Origin of the sequence: Kribbella sp. NPDC049174 (assembly GCF_043197365.1) — a bacterium.
Taxonomy (GTDB): Bacteria; Actinomycetota; Actinomycetes; order Propionibacteriales; family Kribbellaceae; genus Kribbella.
In genome coordinates this window covers 130,672-145,120 of the sequence record NZ_JBICSZ010000008.1, presented here as the reverse complement: position 1 = coordinate 145,120, position 14,449 = coordinate 130,672, and the positions used below count along the sequence as shown (strand labels likewise).

The following is a 14,449-nucleotide window of genomic DNA, read 5'->3' as shown; positions in this document are numbered from 1 at the left end:
CGCCGGTGGCGGAGGTGCTGGCGTGGGGTTCAGGACGGGCGGGCGACCGCCGTCGCGGGTCCGGTTGTCAGTTGGGTTCTTCGGTGATGATTTGGGCGCCGAGGGTTTCGCGGAGGAGGTCGGTGTGGGAGCGGGAGTCTTCTTCCAGCACCATGTCGTCATCGCCGATCGCGTCCGCTTCTTCCTCAGGCGTCAGCGGGACTTCCGGGGCGGCAGGAGCCGCGGCGGCCTTGCGAGCCTGCTCCGCAGCGACAGCTGCTTCTGCCGCACGACGCTTACTGGCTGCCTGCTCCCGACGGTCTACCTCCGCCGTCCCAGACCCAACTGACCTGCCCAGCCCGGCTGACGTCCCGCGGCCGCTTGCGGTGGCCGGTCCGGCTGACGTTGGTTGGCCTGCTGACGGGCCAGGACCTGGCCCGGGTCGCGAAGTGGGACCTTCGTCCCACGGGTCAGGCTCCGGTGGTACGTCGTACTCCGAGTCCGGCGGATCCTGTACGGCAATTGCCGCACCCGGCCCATCGGACCATTGCCCAGAACTCCCCGAGCTGCCACCCGGCCCGCCGAACCCGTTCGCACCGTCGCCTGGCCCGGATCCACTCCGACCATCACCAGCGGACCCACGCGAAGCATCCCGCGCCGCCGCGTTGCCCGACGAACCCTGCGGCCCGTCAGCCCCGGCTCCACTAGCACCCGCACTGCCAGCACCGGGTCCGCCTGCACCTGCCCCACCAGTACCAGGTCCGCCGGCACCAGGTCCGCCTGCACCTGACCCACCAGCACCAGATCCGGCAGCACTAGATCCGGCAGCACCAGGTCCGCCGTTGCCAGGTCCACCAGCACCACCCGTGCCGCCAGCACCAGGCCCGCCCGTGCCAGGACCGCCAGCACCAGGTCCGCCAGCACCAGGTCCGCCAGCACCAGGTCCGCCCGTGCCAGGACCGCCGGCACCAGGTCCGCTCACGCCAGACCCAGCGGGGCCTGCTGCGGACGGGCTCGTGCCAGGTGCACCGGCGCCTGCGGGACCTCCGCCTGGCCCACCGGACGCTCCGCCGGGGCCTGCGCCCCAACTGCCGCTATCCGATCCTCCGGCACCCGCGCCGCCACCAGCACCGCCGCCTGATCCACCACCGGGAGCACCGCCGTGGGGTCCACCGGAGCGCGGGCCGCCTGCGTGCTGACTGCCACCGCCCGCACCCGGGTCAGTCGACGGGTCGACGACTGCCTCGACGCGGCGGTTGAGACCGATTGTGTCGATCATCGCCTGGCGGAGAATCTCATCGCTCCCGGATCGGGCGAAGCTTTCCCGGGCGCCCGCGTTAACCAGACCAAGCGTCAGTGTCTGGTCGTCGATCGCGATGACCTGCGCGTTCTGGCTCAGCATGATCCAGGCGAACCGGCGCTTCGCCTTCACCGCCTCGAGCACCTCGGGCCACAACCGCCGTACGTCGGCCAGCCCGACGGACCCACCCGACGGAGCACCCGCCGCGCCGGCTGACTGCGATGACGGCGTGGCGGGTGTCGATGCCGGGGTGGCGGGTGTCGATGCCGGGGTGGCGGGTACCGATGCCGGCGCAGCGGACGGCTGCGAAGTCACTGGGGCATTCGACTCATCTGCCCAGGCACCGGAGCGTCCCGCCGGATCGGCAGCTGAGGTGTCGCCACCACGACTGCCAGCCCCGGCGCCCCTGGCTGACGAATCAGCAACCGTCCCGGCAGAGCTGCCGCCCGAACCATCAGGACCGGATGCACCACCGGCGGCACCGGCACCGGCAGCACCGGCACCGGCACCGGCTCCACTGCCTCCACCGGCAGGCGCCATACCACTGGCGTCGGAAGCAGTGGCCGTCGTACCGGATGCTGCGACAGCTCGAGCCGCAGCGCGGCTTGTGGCTGCGTTAGGGCCACCCACGTTCTCGATCGGCTGAGCCACCGGCCCCGCGTCCGGCGAGCCGGCAGGGACTCCGATGGCGAGCCGGCGTTCCATCCGGTCGAGCCGCGCCTGGATGCCGTTGGTCGAGTCGTCGGCCCCGGGCAGCAGCACCTTGGCGCAGATGAGCTCCAGCTGGAGCCGCGGCGCAGTAGCCCCGCGCATCTCCAGCAGACCGGCCGCGACGATGTCCGCCGCCCGGGTGAGCTCGGCGGCACCGATCCCGGCGGCCTGGGTCTGCAGACGCTCGCCCTGGTCCTCGGCGGCTTCGATCAGACCGGAGATGATCGCGTTCGGTACGGCAGACAGCACGACCAGATCGCGGAGGCGCCGGAGCAGGTCCTCGGCGAACCGCTTCGGGTCCTGACCGGTCTCGATCACCTTCTCGATCGTCTCGAACACGGCCTTGCTGTCATGCGCGGCGAACCCGTCGACACACGCGTCGAGCAGCGAATCGGGTGTGAATCCGAGCAGCGTGACGGCCAGCTCATACGTGACCCCGTCCGGCCCGGCACCACCGATCAGCTGGTCGAGCACGCTCAGCGAGTCACGGACCGAGCCGGCACCGGCGCGCACGACCAGCGGCAGCGCGGCCGCCTCGATCGCGACGCCCTCGGACTCGCACAACATGGCCATGTAGTCGCCGAGCACCTTCGGCGGGACCAGGCGGAATGGGTAGTGGTGGGTCCGGGACCGGATCGTCCCGATCACCTTGTCCGGCTCGGTGGTGGCGAAGATGAACTTCAGATGCGGCGGCGGCTCCTCGACCAGCTTCAGCAAGGCGTTGAAGCCCTGCGTGGTCACCATGTGCGCCTCGTCGATGATGTAGATCTTGTAGCGGCTCTCGACCGGCGCGAAGAAGGCTCGCTCGCGCAGGTCCCGGGCGTCGTCGACACCACCGTGCGAGGCGGCGTCGATCTCGATCACGTCGATACTGCCGGGACCGCCGCGGGCCAGGTCGGTGCAGGACTTGCACACCCCGCACGGCTCCGCGATCGGGCCCTTCTCGCAGTTGATCGCACGGGCCAGGATCCGGGCGCTGGTGGTCTTGCCGCAGCCGCGCGGGCCGGAGAACAGATAGGCGTGGTTGACCCGGTTGTTGCTCAACGCGTTCCGCAGCGGCGCCGTGACATGGTCCTGCCCGATCACCTCGGCGAACGTCTCCGGGCGATACCGGCGGTACAACGCAAGGGGTGCTTCCACGCCCGCAACCCTAGCGCCGACCCCCGACATTTCCTCCCCAAACCCGGTCCGGTGCGGAATCGACGAGGTGTCGGGGATAATCGACGCATGTCGAACGGGACGCCGGGGGTACGGCGACGTAAGCCGAGCAAGGGTGATCTGACCTCCCAGGCGATCCTGGAAGCCGCCGCGAAACTGCTGTCCGAGCGGGACATCACCGAGATCACCATCGACGACCTGACCACCGGCGCCGGGATCTCGCGCTCGGCCTTCTATTTCCACTTCGAGTCCCGCGAGGCTGTGCTGTACGTGCTGGCGGAGAAGATCGTGGCCGAGTTGTACGCCACCGCGAGCGCCTGGACCGAGTCACCCGCCTCACCGGCGGCGGATGCGCTGCGGGAGGCAACCGCCGGGTCGGTGGCGATCTGGCGCCGCAGCGGCCCCGTCCTCCGGGCCGCGACTCGGGCCCGGGAGACCAGCCCGCCGATGACGCAGTTCTGGAGCGACATGGCGCGGAAGTTCATCACCGCTGTCGCGGACCGGATCGAGACCGAACGCGCGGCCGGCCGCGCCCTGCCCGGGCCGCCGACGGCCAAGTCGCTGGCGCTGGCCCTGGTCTCGATGAACGACGAGGTCTTCTACCACCACTCCAGGTCCCGCAGGTCGGCCACCGCGGACCGCGAGATCGTCGACACCCTGACTACGATCTGGCTGCGGAGCATCTACGGCATCTAGATGTGCCCGCCCGGTTTCCGGTAGCCGCGGAGTAGATCGCGGGCGATGATCAGCCGCTGCATCTCGTCGGTGCCTTCGAAGATCCGCCACAACCGCACCTCGCGGAACCACCGCTCGATCGGCAGCTCCTTCGTGTAGCCCATACCGCCGTGGATCTGCAGCACCCGGTCCGCGACCCGGTTCACGGCGTTCGTGCCGTACAGCTTGGCGATCGCCGAGTCGTGCTGCGGCGGCTCGCCCTGGTCGATGCCCCACGCGGACCGCAGGACCAGCCAGCGGGCGGCCTCCAGGTCCACCTCCGAGTCGGCGATCATCCACTGGATCGCCTGGTTCTCGCCGATCGGGTGGCCGAAGGTGTGCCGGGTGTTCGCGTGTTCGATGGCCATCTCCAGCAGCCGTTCGCACGCCCCCAGGCCGCGGGCCGGGATCAGGTAGCGACCCTTCATGATCCAGCGCATCGCCAGCTCGTACCCGGCCCCGACCTCGCCGAGCACGTGGTCGTTGGGGACCCGGACGTCGTCGAACAGCAACGTCGCCGGTCCGGCCGGGCCCATCGTGACGATCGGGCTCGACGTCCAGCCGCGGTCCCGGTCGACCAGGAAGGCGGTGAACCCGCCCTTGGGACCGCGCAGCGCATCCGTGACCGCGATGACGATGGCGAAGTCGGCCTCGTTGCCGCCGGTGATGAAGGTCTTCTCACCGCGGATCACCCACTCGCCGCCGTCGCGGCGGGCGCTGGTGCGGATCGCCCGGGTGTCGGACCCGGCCCCCGGCTCGGTGATCGCGAAGCACGATTTCCGCTGACCGGCGATCGTCGGCAGCAGGTACTCCTTGGTCTGCCGTTCGTCGGCCTCGTACAGGATGTTGTCCGCCTCGCCGCCGAAGCTGAACGGGATGAAGGTCCGGCCGAGCTCCGCGGTGATCAGCGCCTGCTCCACGGCCGGCAGGTCCATCCCGCCGTACTCGTCCGGCGTGCCGAGCCCCCAGAAGCCGAACTCCTTGGCCCGCTGCCGCAGCTCCTCGACCTCGGCGGGCTCGATCCCGGCGCCGCCGGTCCGCTCGCGCCGGAGCACCTCGGTCTCCAGCGGCATCAGCTGCTCGCGCACGAACCGGCGGGCGACGTCCCGGATCGCCCGCTGCTCCTCCGACAGCCCGAAGTCGATCATCGGCCCTCCTCTTGTTTGTCGACAGAGTGTCAAATATCGTCGACGGCATGTCAATCCTACGCTTCAGCGGCCGTACTGTCCTGGTGACGGGTGGCGCGTCCGGGATCGGCGCCGCCACGGCCCGGCGACTCGCCGCCGAGGGCGCGACCGTCGCGGTCGGGGACCTGGACGAGTCCGGCGCCGGCAAGGTCGCGGCCGAGATCGGCGGGTACGGCGTCCGCCTGGACGTGGCCGACCTGGTCTCGGTCCAGACCGCGGTCGGCCAGGTCGAGCGCGCGATCGGGCCGGTCGACGTCCTGGTGAACAACGCCGGCGGCGACCGTACGGCGTACTTCGTCGACAGCTCGCCCGCCGACTGGGACCACTGGATCGCGGTGAACCTGCGCGGAACGATGGCCTGTACGCACGCCATCCTCCCGGGCATGCAGGACCGCCGGCGTGGGGCGATCGTCAACATGGCCAGCGAGGCCGGACGAGCCGGGCTGGCGGCCGGCGCGACGTACTCCGCGGCGAAGGCCGGCGTACTCGGCTTCACCAAGGCGATCGCGCGGGAGGCGGCGCACTATGGAGTCCGCTGCAACGCGGTCACCCCGGGTCCGATCGACACCCCGATGCTGGCCGGCCTGGACGAGTCCGGCCTCGGCCGCAAGATCCGGCAGGCGATGGTGGCGGGCACGATGCTCGGCCGCTGCGGTACGCCGGAAGAGGTGGCCTCCTGTGTCGCCTTCCTCGCGTCCGACGACGCATCGTTCGTCACCGGCCACACGCTGTCCGTCAGTGGCGGCGGCTATGTCTAGCGAGCTGACGCTGGTCCCGCTGGCCACCATGGTCGCCGAACTGCGGCCGCCGAAGGTGCTCCTCCGGACCCCCGCCGGGACGCGGATGATCTACGAGGTCGCGGCCGGCCACATCAGCGGCGACCGGCTGAAGGCGAAGCTCGCCGGCAGTTCGTCGGCGGACTGGATGCTCGTCGGACCGGACGGCACCGGCACTCTGGACGTCAGGTCGCTGGTGGAGACCGACGACGGCGCGCTGCTCTTCCTGCAGTACAGCGGCCGCGTCGACCTCACCGACGGCGACGTCGCCCCGCTCTACGCGACACCGAGGTTCGAGACCGGCGACCCGCGCTACGGCTGGCTGAACAAGCTGCAGGCCGTAGGCAAGGGCACCTTGACCGGCAACACCCTCACCTACGACCTGTATGAGCTGCGGTGACTAGGGATGCACCCACAGTCCGCCACTGGGAGGCCGCCGGTACCCGAGCGCCGCGTACGTCGCGTCGACCAAGGCCTGACACCGTTCGTTGATCCCGATCCCCGGCCCCTGCCGGCTCATCGTGTAGGCGAAGGACAACCTGGCGCGTGGATCCGCGAACCCGATCGAACCACCGAAGCCGGAATGCCCGAACGCCTCCTCCGAGAGCAGGATGCCCTCGGCATCGGCGATCGGCAGGTGGCTGTTGTCGACCGCCTTCACGAAACCGAGGGTGAAGCGGCTCGGCACCAGTACGACGGCATCCACCGAAGCGGCCGAACTGACCGCACCCATCGCGGCGAGCTGGAATTCGTCGACGAGACCGCCACCGCCGTTGGCCAACGGCGTGTACAGCCCGGAAAGCCCGCGGGCGTTGGTGATTCCACCGGTCGCCCCGATCACCGCGGCATGGGCGGCGCGAGTGTCCGCCTCACCGGGGTTCATGTAGCCGCCGTTGTTCAGCAGCAACTGCCCGGCGATCGAGGCCGGATCCGTCATCGCGGCGATGAAGAGATTCGGCACCGGCGCACCCGGGACGGTCAGGTCGGCCGGGATGGTGTGAGCCACCCGGTGCTCCTCCGACCCCGGCAGGCCGAGCCAGAAGTCCAGTCCCAGCGGTTCGGCGATCTCGGTCCGGAAGAACTCGCCCAGCGGCACCCCGGCCACTCGCCGTACCACTTCGCCGACCAGGAAGCCGAAGGTCAGGCCGTGGTAGCCGTGCCGGGTCCCCGGCTCCCACCAGGGCCGCTGCCGCGCGAGGGCATCCACCATCAGATCCCAGTCGTAGAAGGCGCCTGGCGGCAGCGGCTCGCTCAACGCCGGCAGCCCGGCCTGGTGGTTGAGCAGCTGCCGGACCAGGATGCCGCCCTTGCCCTCGGCCGCGAACTCCGGCCAGTAGTGGGCCACCGGCAGGGTCAGGTCAAGCTTGCCTCGGGCAACGAGAAGGTGGGCACAGAGGGCGACCGCGCCCTTCGTCCCCGACCAGATGTGCACCAGCGTGTCCCTCTGCCACGGCGTTCCGGTCGCCGGGTCCTGCAGTCCGCCCCACAGGTCGACCACCGACTGCCCGTCGACCGTGGCGTGCACCGCCGCGCCGACTTCGCCGTACTCGGTGAAGTTGCGTTCGAAGGCCTCCCGGACCGCCGTGAACTCCGGTGCGCACGTGCCGTCGATCGTCATCTCTGCCTCCTCGGAGCACTCTCCGTCCAGCACAGCACCGCCGCGACCGCGGCAACAGTCGTGTTTCCTCAACAGTCCGTCGAAGGGGTACGCCGATGACCACCCAGATCCTGACACCCGTCGAACTGGCCGTCCGGCGGCTCGGCCGGATGACGCCCACGGAGGAACGGATGGCCCGGCTCGTCCAGCAGGGCCTCCGTAACCGGCAGATCGCCGAACACCTGCACTACAGCCCGCGCAGCGTCGAGGTCTACCTGTCCCGGATCTACCACAAGCTGGGCATCTCGTCCCGGCTGGAGCTGGCCCGGGCCCTCGATGCCGCGGAGGTGCGCTCATGAAGGCGATCCAGATCTCAGCGTACGGCGGCCCGGAGGTCCTGCGGTACGTCGACCTGCCGGAGCCGGTGGAGCGCCCCGGCCACACCCTGATCCGGGTGACCCGGGCCGGAGTGAACTACGCCGACACCCACACCACCGAGAACACCTACCTCACCCCGACCCGGTTGCCCGCGGTTCCAGGCGGTGAGGTCGCCGGTACGACGCCGGACGGCCGCCGCGTGGTCGCGTTGGTACCGGGTGGTGGCTACGCCGAGCTGGCCACGGCGCGCGACGACTTGATCTTCGACATCCCGGACGGGATCACCGATGGACAGGCGCTCGCCCTGGTCCTGCAGGGGGTGACGGCCTGGCGTCTGCTGCACACCAGCGCTCATCTGGCCGCAGGCGAGTCTGTCGTTGTTCACGCGGCTGCGGGTGGTGTCGGCACGGTCGCCGTACAACTCGCCAAGCACTACGGCGCAGGTCGGGTGATCGCCACCGCGTCCACTGCGGAGAAGCGGAAGCTCGCGGAAGAGCTCGGCGCCGACAGTGCGATCGAGGCCGGGGACGACCTGAAGGATCGGCTGATCGAGGCGAACGGCGGCCGGCCTGTGGACGTGGTGCTGGAGATGGTCGGCGGGACTGTGTTCGACCAGTCGCTGCGGGCGTTGGCGCCTTTCGGCCGGCTGGTGACGTTCGGCCAGGCGTCGCGGACCGCCTCGAAGGCGATCGATCCGGTGAAGCTGATGGCCGCGTCGCGCGGGGTGATCGGGTTCTGGCTCGGGCACTGCTTCGGCCGCCCGGCGACGATCGCCGAGCCGCTGCAGGAGTTGTTCCGCCTCACGCTGGACGGCGTACTCCGACCGGTGGTCGGCGGCGAGTACCCACTGTCGGACGCGGCCGGCGCGCATCGGGCCATCCTCGGCCGCGGCACCGTCGGCAAGCTCGTGCTGGATCCACAGGAGGCCTCATGATCCGCACCATCGCCGAGCTGCCGTTCGTCTCGGCGGAGCGCTTCGGTGACCGGCCCGCCCTGCAGTACCGATCCGGCGGCGGCTGGCAACACCAGTCCTTCACCGAGGTCGGCGTACTGGTCGATGCGCTGGCCCGAGGATTCGCGGCGTACGGCGTGGGCCCGGGCGACCGGGTGTGCATCCTGGCCGAGACCACACCGGAGTGGACCCTGGCTGCACTCGGCGTACTGTCCGCCGGTGGTGTGGTGGTGCCGATCTACGCGACCAGCTCGCCGGAGGAGTGCGCCTGGGTGATCACCGACTCCGGCGCGCGCATCGTGGTCTGCGCCGACGAGGCGCGCGACCGGATCGACGGGCTCGCGTTGGCCGAGTCGCCGCAGGTCATCTCGCTGGAGAGCGGACTGGAGTCACTGGCCCAGCTGGGCTCCGGGCAGGCCGATTTGTACGACCGCCGCGCCGCAGTGCAGCCGACGGACCCGGCGCTGATCATCTACACCTCCGGGACCACCGGACCGCCCAAGGGCTGTGTGCTGACACATCGGAACTGGTTGCGGATCGGCGAGCTGACCGAGGAGCTGAACTACGTCCGCGCCGGCGATGTCGTGTACCTGTTCCTGCCGCTGGCCCATGTGTTCGCTCAGATGGTTCAGTTCGCCTCGCTCAGCATCGGCGCCACGCTGGTCTACTGGGGTGGCGACCTCACCAAGATCGTTCCCGAGCTGGTCGAAGTACGCCCGACCTTCCTGCCCGCGGTGCCGCGGATCTTCGAGAAGTTGTACGCGGCGATGACCGCCGGGCTGGATCCGGCGGCGGTCAACCAGGCGGTGTCGGTCGGCCTGCGGATCCAGCAGCTCCAGCGGGAGGGATCGGCTGTGCCCGCCGAGCTCGCCGCTGCACAGGCCGAGCTGGAACCCCTGTTCGCGAAGGTCCGCGGCGCCTTCGGCGGGCGACTGCGCCAGGCGTTGTGCGGCGCGGCGCCGATCGCCCAGGAGGTACTGGAGTTCTTCCACGCGGCCGGCGTACCGGTGCTGGAGGGGTACGGGATGACCGAGACCACGGGTGTCGGCACAGTGAACGAGATCCACCTGTTCAAGGCGGGCAGCGTCGGCCGCGCGACGCCCGGCGTGGAGTTGCGGCTGGGCGTGGACGGGGAGATCGAGATGCGTGGACCACACGTCTTCGCCGGCTACTGGAACAACCCCGCCGCCACCGCCGCGACCATGACCGACGATTGGATCCGGACCGGCGACCTGGGCGAGATCGACGCCGACGGCTTCGTCCGGATCACCGGCCGGGCGAAGGACATCATCGTCACCTCCGGCGGCAAGAACCTCAGCCCGGCCAACCTGGAGAACGACCTGCGCCAGTCGCCCTGGATCTCACACGCGATCGTGTACGGCGACCGCCGGCCGTACCCGATCGCCCTGCTGACAGTGGATCCCGACACCGCCGGCGCGGCCGGACCCGAGGAGATCCTCAAGGTGGTCACCGAGGTGGTCGACTCGGTCAACGCGCGGTACTCGAAAGCGTCCCAGATCAAGCGGTTCGCGATCCTCGACCGCGAACTCACCGTCGAGACCGGTGAGCTGACCCCGAGCATGAAAGTGAAGCGCCGGGTGGTCGCGGACAACCACGCGGCGGTGATCGAGTCGCTGTACACGTGAGCCCTCGGACGCCGGGGCGCTGAGTGGCGACATACGCTGTCGCAGGTGACTGGGGATGCCGGACAGCAACGGGTCATCGAGCGCGCCCGCACGATCTTGCCGGCGGACGAACGGATTCTCGCCGTCTATCTGGCCGGCAGCTACGGGTCCGGCGAGGCGGACAGGTTCAGTGACGTCGACGTGCACTGTGTTGTCACGGACGAGAGCGCAGCCTGGTTCGAGGAGCACTGGGCCGAGTCGATGGCACTGATCACCGGCCCGACCGTCCTCACCGACCGGATCCCCGGACTGATCGGCGGCCTCGCGATCACGCCGGACTGGCTGCACGTCGATCTGGTCATCCACCCGCTCGCCGGCTTCGACCGTCTCCAGTACGACGGAGTCCGGGTGCTCTTCGACCGGGACGGATCCCACTTCCCCGACGGCGACCAGCCGCGACAAGGCGGTCGCCCGGGTACGCCGTACTGGCCGCAGGGGGCTGTGAATCTGTTCTTCTACTTCCTGGGGAACCTGGTGGTCGTGCTCGGCCGGGACGAGCGGGTCGTCGGCAACCAAGGCATCAGCGTGGTCCGCGACCAGCTCATCGCGCTGATGCTGGCCGAGCGCGGCGTACGTCGTACTGGTGGAGTGAAGCGGTTGAACGCCTACTTGTCGGACGAACAGCGCGCCACCCTCGAGGCGATCCCGGCAGCCGGCACCGACCCGGCCGACATCATCGCGGCGAACCAGTACATGTGCCGCGAGTTCATCCACCGCGGTACCGCCCTGGCCCGGGAGACCGGCACCCGTTGGCCACAAGCCTTCGTCGACGCCACCCTCACCCACCTCGGCCGGCACTTCGGCACCGACTTCGGCTGATGCCCAGCCGCGGGGGCGGCGGGCGGACCTGGCGCCGGAGGGGTGTGGGGGTGCACAAACGCCAGGTCCACCGCCGTCCAACCAGGATCGCCTCGCGGGACCGTCAGGTCGTCACCACCAGCGCCAAACGTCCATTCCTGCTAGCCGGAATCCTGGCGGTCAGCGGGCTTCGAGGAAGGTGACCACCGCGAGTACCCGGCGATGATCATCGCCGGTCTCGGGAAGGCTCAGCTTGGCGAGGATGTGCCGGACGTGTTTCTCCACGGTGCCTTCGGTCACCCACAGCCGCCGGGCGATGCCGGCGTTCGACCGTCCCTCGGCCATCAGCGCGAGTACGTCGTGCTCCCGCTGGCTGAGCGCGGCGAGCGGATCGTTGCGCCGCCGGGCGCTCACCAGTTCCTGGACCAGCGCGGGGTCCATCACCGAACCACCCCTGACGATCCGCTCCAGCGTCTCGATGAACTCGCCCACATCCGTCACCCGGCTCTTCAGCAGGTAGCCGACCCGCTGACCGGTAGCCAGCAGTTCCATCGCCTGCTCGACCTCGGCATGGGCCGACAGCACCAGAATGCCGATCGCGGGGAACTCCCTGCGGATCTCCAGGGCTGCGTCCAGTCCTTCGGTGGTGTTCGTCGGCGGCATCCGGATGTCCAGCACCACCAGGTCGGGCGCCAACTCGCGCACCAGCGGAAGAATCCACTCGCTGTCGCCGGTCTCCCCGACGACCTCGAACCCCGACCGCTCCAGCAGACTGGCCAGACCCGCGCGGAGAAGTACGTCGTCCTCGGCCAGCAGGACACGAGCGACCGCCGTACCGTCGTGACTCTCCGGCTCGTCGCCGGAGGGCTCCGTCGTCATGCCCCAGAGTATCCCCGCCGCCGGATCCCGAATATGAGCTGCGGATCTCACGGGTTCGTGGAGGTCGTCAGCGACAGCCCCATCCGTTAGCGTTCGGCTGAGGGGATGCGACGAGATGGCATGGACCCGGTTGAATCTGCCCATCGAGCGCTGGTGGCGCGGGCTGCTGACCAGCGTGGCGCTGGTGGCTGTGATCTCCGGGATCATCGCACTGGTCGAGCCGCACCTTCCGGCGCTGAGCCTGTTGGTGCTGTATCTGTTCGCGGTACTCCCGGTCGCCATCGCGTGGGGAGCCCGGCTGGGCGCGCTGACCTCAATCCTCAGTGTCGGCGCCTTCGCCTTCCTGTTCCTGGGACCAGTGGGTTCCATCTGGGTCGCCGAGGCGCGGAACGCGGTGGCGCTCGGCGTGTTCCTGGTGACGGCGGTCGTGGTGGCCGAGTTGGCGGCGCGGTCGCGACGGGCCGCGATGGAGTCGGGCCGACTGACGACGGAGCAGTCCGGGTTGCGACGGATCGCGACGCTGGTCGCGGAGTCGGTCGCGCCGTCGGCGGTGTTCGAGGCCGTCACCCGGGAGGTCGGGCTGCTGTGCGGGGCCGACCTCGCCCGGATGGAGCGCTACGAGGCGGACGGGACCGTGTCCGCGGTCGCCGCCTGGAGCCGGGTGCCGGTTCAGTTGGCCGTCGACACGCGGTTCGACCTCGAAGGGCTGAGCGTGGCCCGGGAAGTCCGACTGACCGGCAACCCGGTCCGGGTCGACAGCTTCGCCGGCGCCACCGGGGAGATCGCCGCTGAGGCGCGTGCGCTGGGCATCCGCTCGTCGATCGGTTGCCCGATCGTGGTGGCCGGGCAGGTCTGGGGAGTGATCGCCGCCTCGACGAAGCGCGAGCAACCCTTCGCGGCGAACACGGAGTCACAGATCGCCGGCTTCACCGAACTCGTCGCCACCGCCATCGAGAACGCCGAGTCACGCGCCGAACTGCGCCGGATGGCCGACGAGCAGGCCGCCCTGCGGCGAGTCGCGACCATGGTCGCCCAGGGGGCGGGGCCGGATCGCGTGTTCGCCGCGGTGGCCGAGGAGGTCGGTGCACTCTTCGACGCCGACGCGACCGCGCTGGTCAGGTTCGAGCCGGATGGGCAGGCAACGCTCGTGGGCGGCCACGGGTGGTTGGGCGGACATCAGCCGGGAACGCGGTTCACTCCACCTCCGGGCCTCGCCCTGGCGACGGTCCGGGACACCGAACGGGCCGCGCGCACCGAACTCGACGGCGCGGCAGCGGCAGCGGCGAGCCTGACCGAAGACGCCTGGCGTCAAGGCATCCGCTCGGCGGTCGACCTGCCGATCGCGGTCGAGGGCCGGCTGTGGGGCGCGATCAACGTCGCATCGCGGCGCGAGCGGCTTCCACCAGACACCGAGCAGCGGATGACCGACTTCACCGAACTGGTCGCCACGACCATCGCGAACGCCGAGGCGCACACCAAACTGACCGAGTCTCGCGCGCGCATCGTCACCACCGCCGACGAGACGCGCCGACGGATCGAGCGGGATCTGCATGACGGAGCCCAGCAGCGACTCGTCTCACTGGCGCTCGAACTGCGCCTGCTCCAGGACGGAGTACCCGCTTACCTGCCCGTGCTGCGGGGCGGCCTGGGCAAGATCTCCGAGGACCTCACCGGGGTGGTGGACGAACTGCGTGAGATGGCGCGCGGTATTCACCCTTCGGTCCTGTCCGAAGGCGGCCTCGGTGCGGCGCTCCGGATGCTGGCCCGGCGCTCGGCTGTCCCGGTCGAGCTGAGCATCGGCATCGACTCCCGCTACCCGCCGCCGATCGAGGTGGCGGCGTACTACGTCGTGTCCGAGGCACTCACCAACGCGACCAAACATGCCGACGCATCTGGGGCTGAGGTGACAATCGGCGAACGCGACGGCACCCTCCACCTCCAGGTCCGCGACGACGGCCTCGGCGGCGCCGAGCCGGGCCGTGGATCGGGCTTGATCGGCTTGCGCGACAGAGTCGAGGCCCTCGGCGGATCATTCGACATCACCAGCCACACCGGCGACGGCACCGTCATCGAGGTATCCCTCCCCCTCACCCCCACCGACCACCCCACCCCAGCCCGCAACCTCTGAGTACTACGCCAACTGCCTGCGTGTGCCTAGTCGAACCATGCCTCGTCGGTGGGCTCGGTCTCAGCGGGTGCGCCTGACTTGTGACTCGCCGTCGCGCTGTAACGCCTTCGCCCTCGCCACGTCTGGGTCGCGGGGATCAGCAGGCAGCGCGTCGAGCTCAGCGTCCCGCCGCCGGGAGCTCTTCGTGCGACTCACCTTCACCCGAAC

General features: G+C 70.0%; 11 protein-coding genes and 1 pseudogene. 8 read left to right on the top strand and 4 right to left on the bottom strand.

The annotated features are described in order from the left end of the window. Positions 1–823 precede the first annotated feature (823 nt). Positions 824–3,160 (bottom strand): annotated as a pseudogene (locus ACGFIF_RS32725) (DNA polymerase III subunit gamma and tau); the annotation flags it as partial. 57 nt (positions 3,161–3,217) lie between these two features. Here ACGFIF_RS32725 and ACGFIF_RS32720 point away from each other — a divergent pair. Beyond that, positions 3,218–3,844, top strand: a complete 627-nt coding sequence (locus tag ACGFIF_RS32720; RefSeq protein WP_393159949.1) for a TetR/AcrR family transcriptional regulator — start codon at positions 3,218–3,220, stop codon at positions 3,842–3,844. On the opposite strand, the gene ACGFIF_RS32715 is transcribed toward ACGFIF_RS32720, so the two are convergent. After that, positions 3,841–5,010, bottom strand: a complete 1,170-nt coding sequence (locus tag ACGFIF_RS32715; RefSeq protein ID WP_393159948.1) for an acyl-CoA dehydrogenase family protein — start codon at positions 5,008–5,010, stop codon at positions 3,841–3,843. The two genes, ACGFIF_RS32720 and ACGFIF_RS32715, sit on opposite strands and share 4 nt — an antisense overlap. 47 nt (positions 5,011–5,057) lie before the next feature. Here ACGFIF_RS32715 and ACGFIF_RS32710 point away from each other — a divergent pair, with 47 nt between their 5' ends. Next, the gene (locus ACGFIF_RS32710) at positions 5,058–5,807 is read left to right on the top strand and encodes an SDR family NAD(P)-dependent oxidoreductase (protein WP_393159947.1); all 750 of its coding nucleotides are present in this window, start codon (positions 5,058–5,060) and stop codon (positions 5,805–5,807) included. After that, on the top strand, positions 5,800–6,225 hold the full coding sequence (locus ACGFIF_RS32705; RefSeq protein ID WP_393159946.1) for a DUF3237 domain-containing protein: 426 nt from the start codon (positions 5,800–5,802) through the stop codon (positions 6,223–6,225). The genes ACGFIF_RS32710 and ACGFIF_RS32705 overlap by 8 nt, the downstream gene beginning before the upstream one ends. Here the strand turns inward: ACGFIF_RS32705 and ACGFIF_RS32700 are convergent, their stop codons facing one another. After that, the gene (locus tag ACGFIF_RS32700; RefSeq protein ID WP_393159945.1) at positions 6,226–7,443 is read right to left on the bottom strand and encodes a serine hydrolase domain-containing protein; all 1,218 of its coding nucleotides are present in this window, start codon (positions 7,441–7,443) and stop codon (positions 6,226–6,228) included. A gap of 95 nt (positions 7,444–7,538) precedes the next feature. On the opposite strand from ACGFIF_RS32700, the gene ACGFIF_RS32695 reads away from it, so the two are divergent. The 4 genes from ACGFIF_RS32695 to ACGFIF_RS32680 are packed head-to-tail and all read left to right on the top strand — an operon-like array spanning position 7,539 to position 11,256. Continuing rightward, complete coding sequence (locus ACGFIF_RS32695) at positions 7,539–7,781, top strand: helix-turn-helix transcriptional regulator (protein WP_393159944.1); 243 nt, start codon at positions 7,539–7,541, stop codon at positions 7,779–7,781. Further along, positions 7,778–8,734: a zinc-binding alcohol dehydrogenase family protein gene (locus ACGFIF_RS32690; protein ID WP_393159943.1), complete on the top strand. Its 957-nt coding sequence runs from the start codon at positions 7,778–7,780 to the stop codon at positions 8,732–8,734. Before ACGFIF_RS32695 ends, ACGFIF_RS32690 begins: the two co-directional genes overlap by 4 nt. After that, entirely contained in the window at positions 8,731–10,398 is a 1,668-nt protein-coding gene (locus tag ACGFIF_RS32685) for an AMP-dependent synthetase/ligase (RefSeq protein WP_393159942.1), read from the top strand. Before ACGFIF_RS32690 ends, ACGFIF_RS32685 begins: the two co-directional genes overlap by 4 nt. A gap of 45 nt (positions 10,399–10,443) precedes the next feature. Beyond that, on the top strand, positions 10,444–11,256 hold the full coding sequence (locus tag ACGFIF_RS32680) for an aminoglycoside 6-adenylyltransferase (RefSeq protein WP_393159941.1): 813 nt from the start codon (positions 10,444–10,446) through the stop codon (positions 11,254–11,256). Between the two features lie 159 nt (positions 11,257–11,415). Here ACGFIF_RS32680 and ACGFIF_RS32675 read toward each other — a convergent pair whose 3' ends face one another. After that, positions 11,416–12,114 (bottom strand): response regulator, encoded by a 699-nt coding sequence (locus ACGFIF_RS32675; protein ID WP_393159940.1) that lies wholly within the window; start codon positions 12,112–12,114, stop codon positions 11,416–11,418. A 115-nt stretch (positions 12,115–12,229) separates the two neighbouring features. Here ACGFIF_RS32675 and ACGFIF_RS32670 point away from each other — a divergent pair, with 115 nt between their 5' ends. Continuing rightward, entirely contained in the window at positions 12,230–14,242 is a 2,013-nt protein-coding gene (locus ACGFIF_RS32670; protein ID WP_393159939.1) for a GAF domain-containing protein, read from the top strand. Positions 14,243–14,449: the final 207 nt, after the last annotated feature.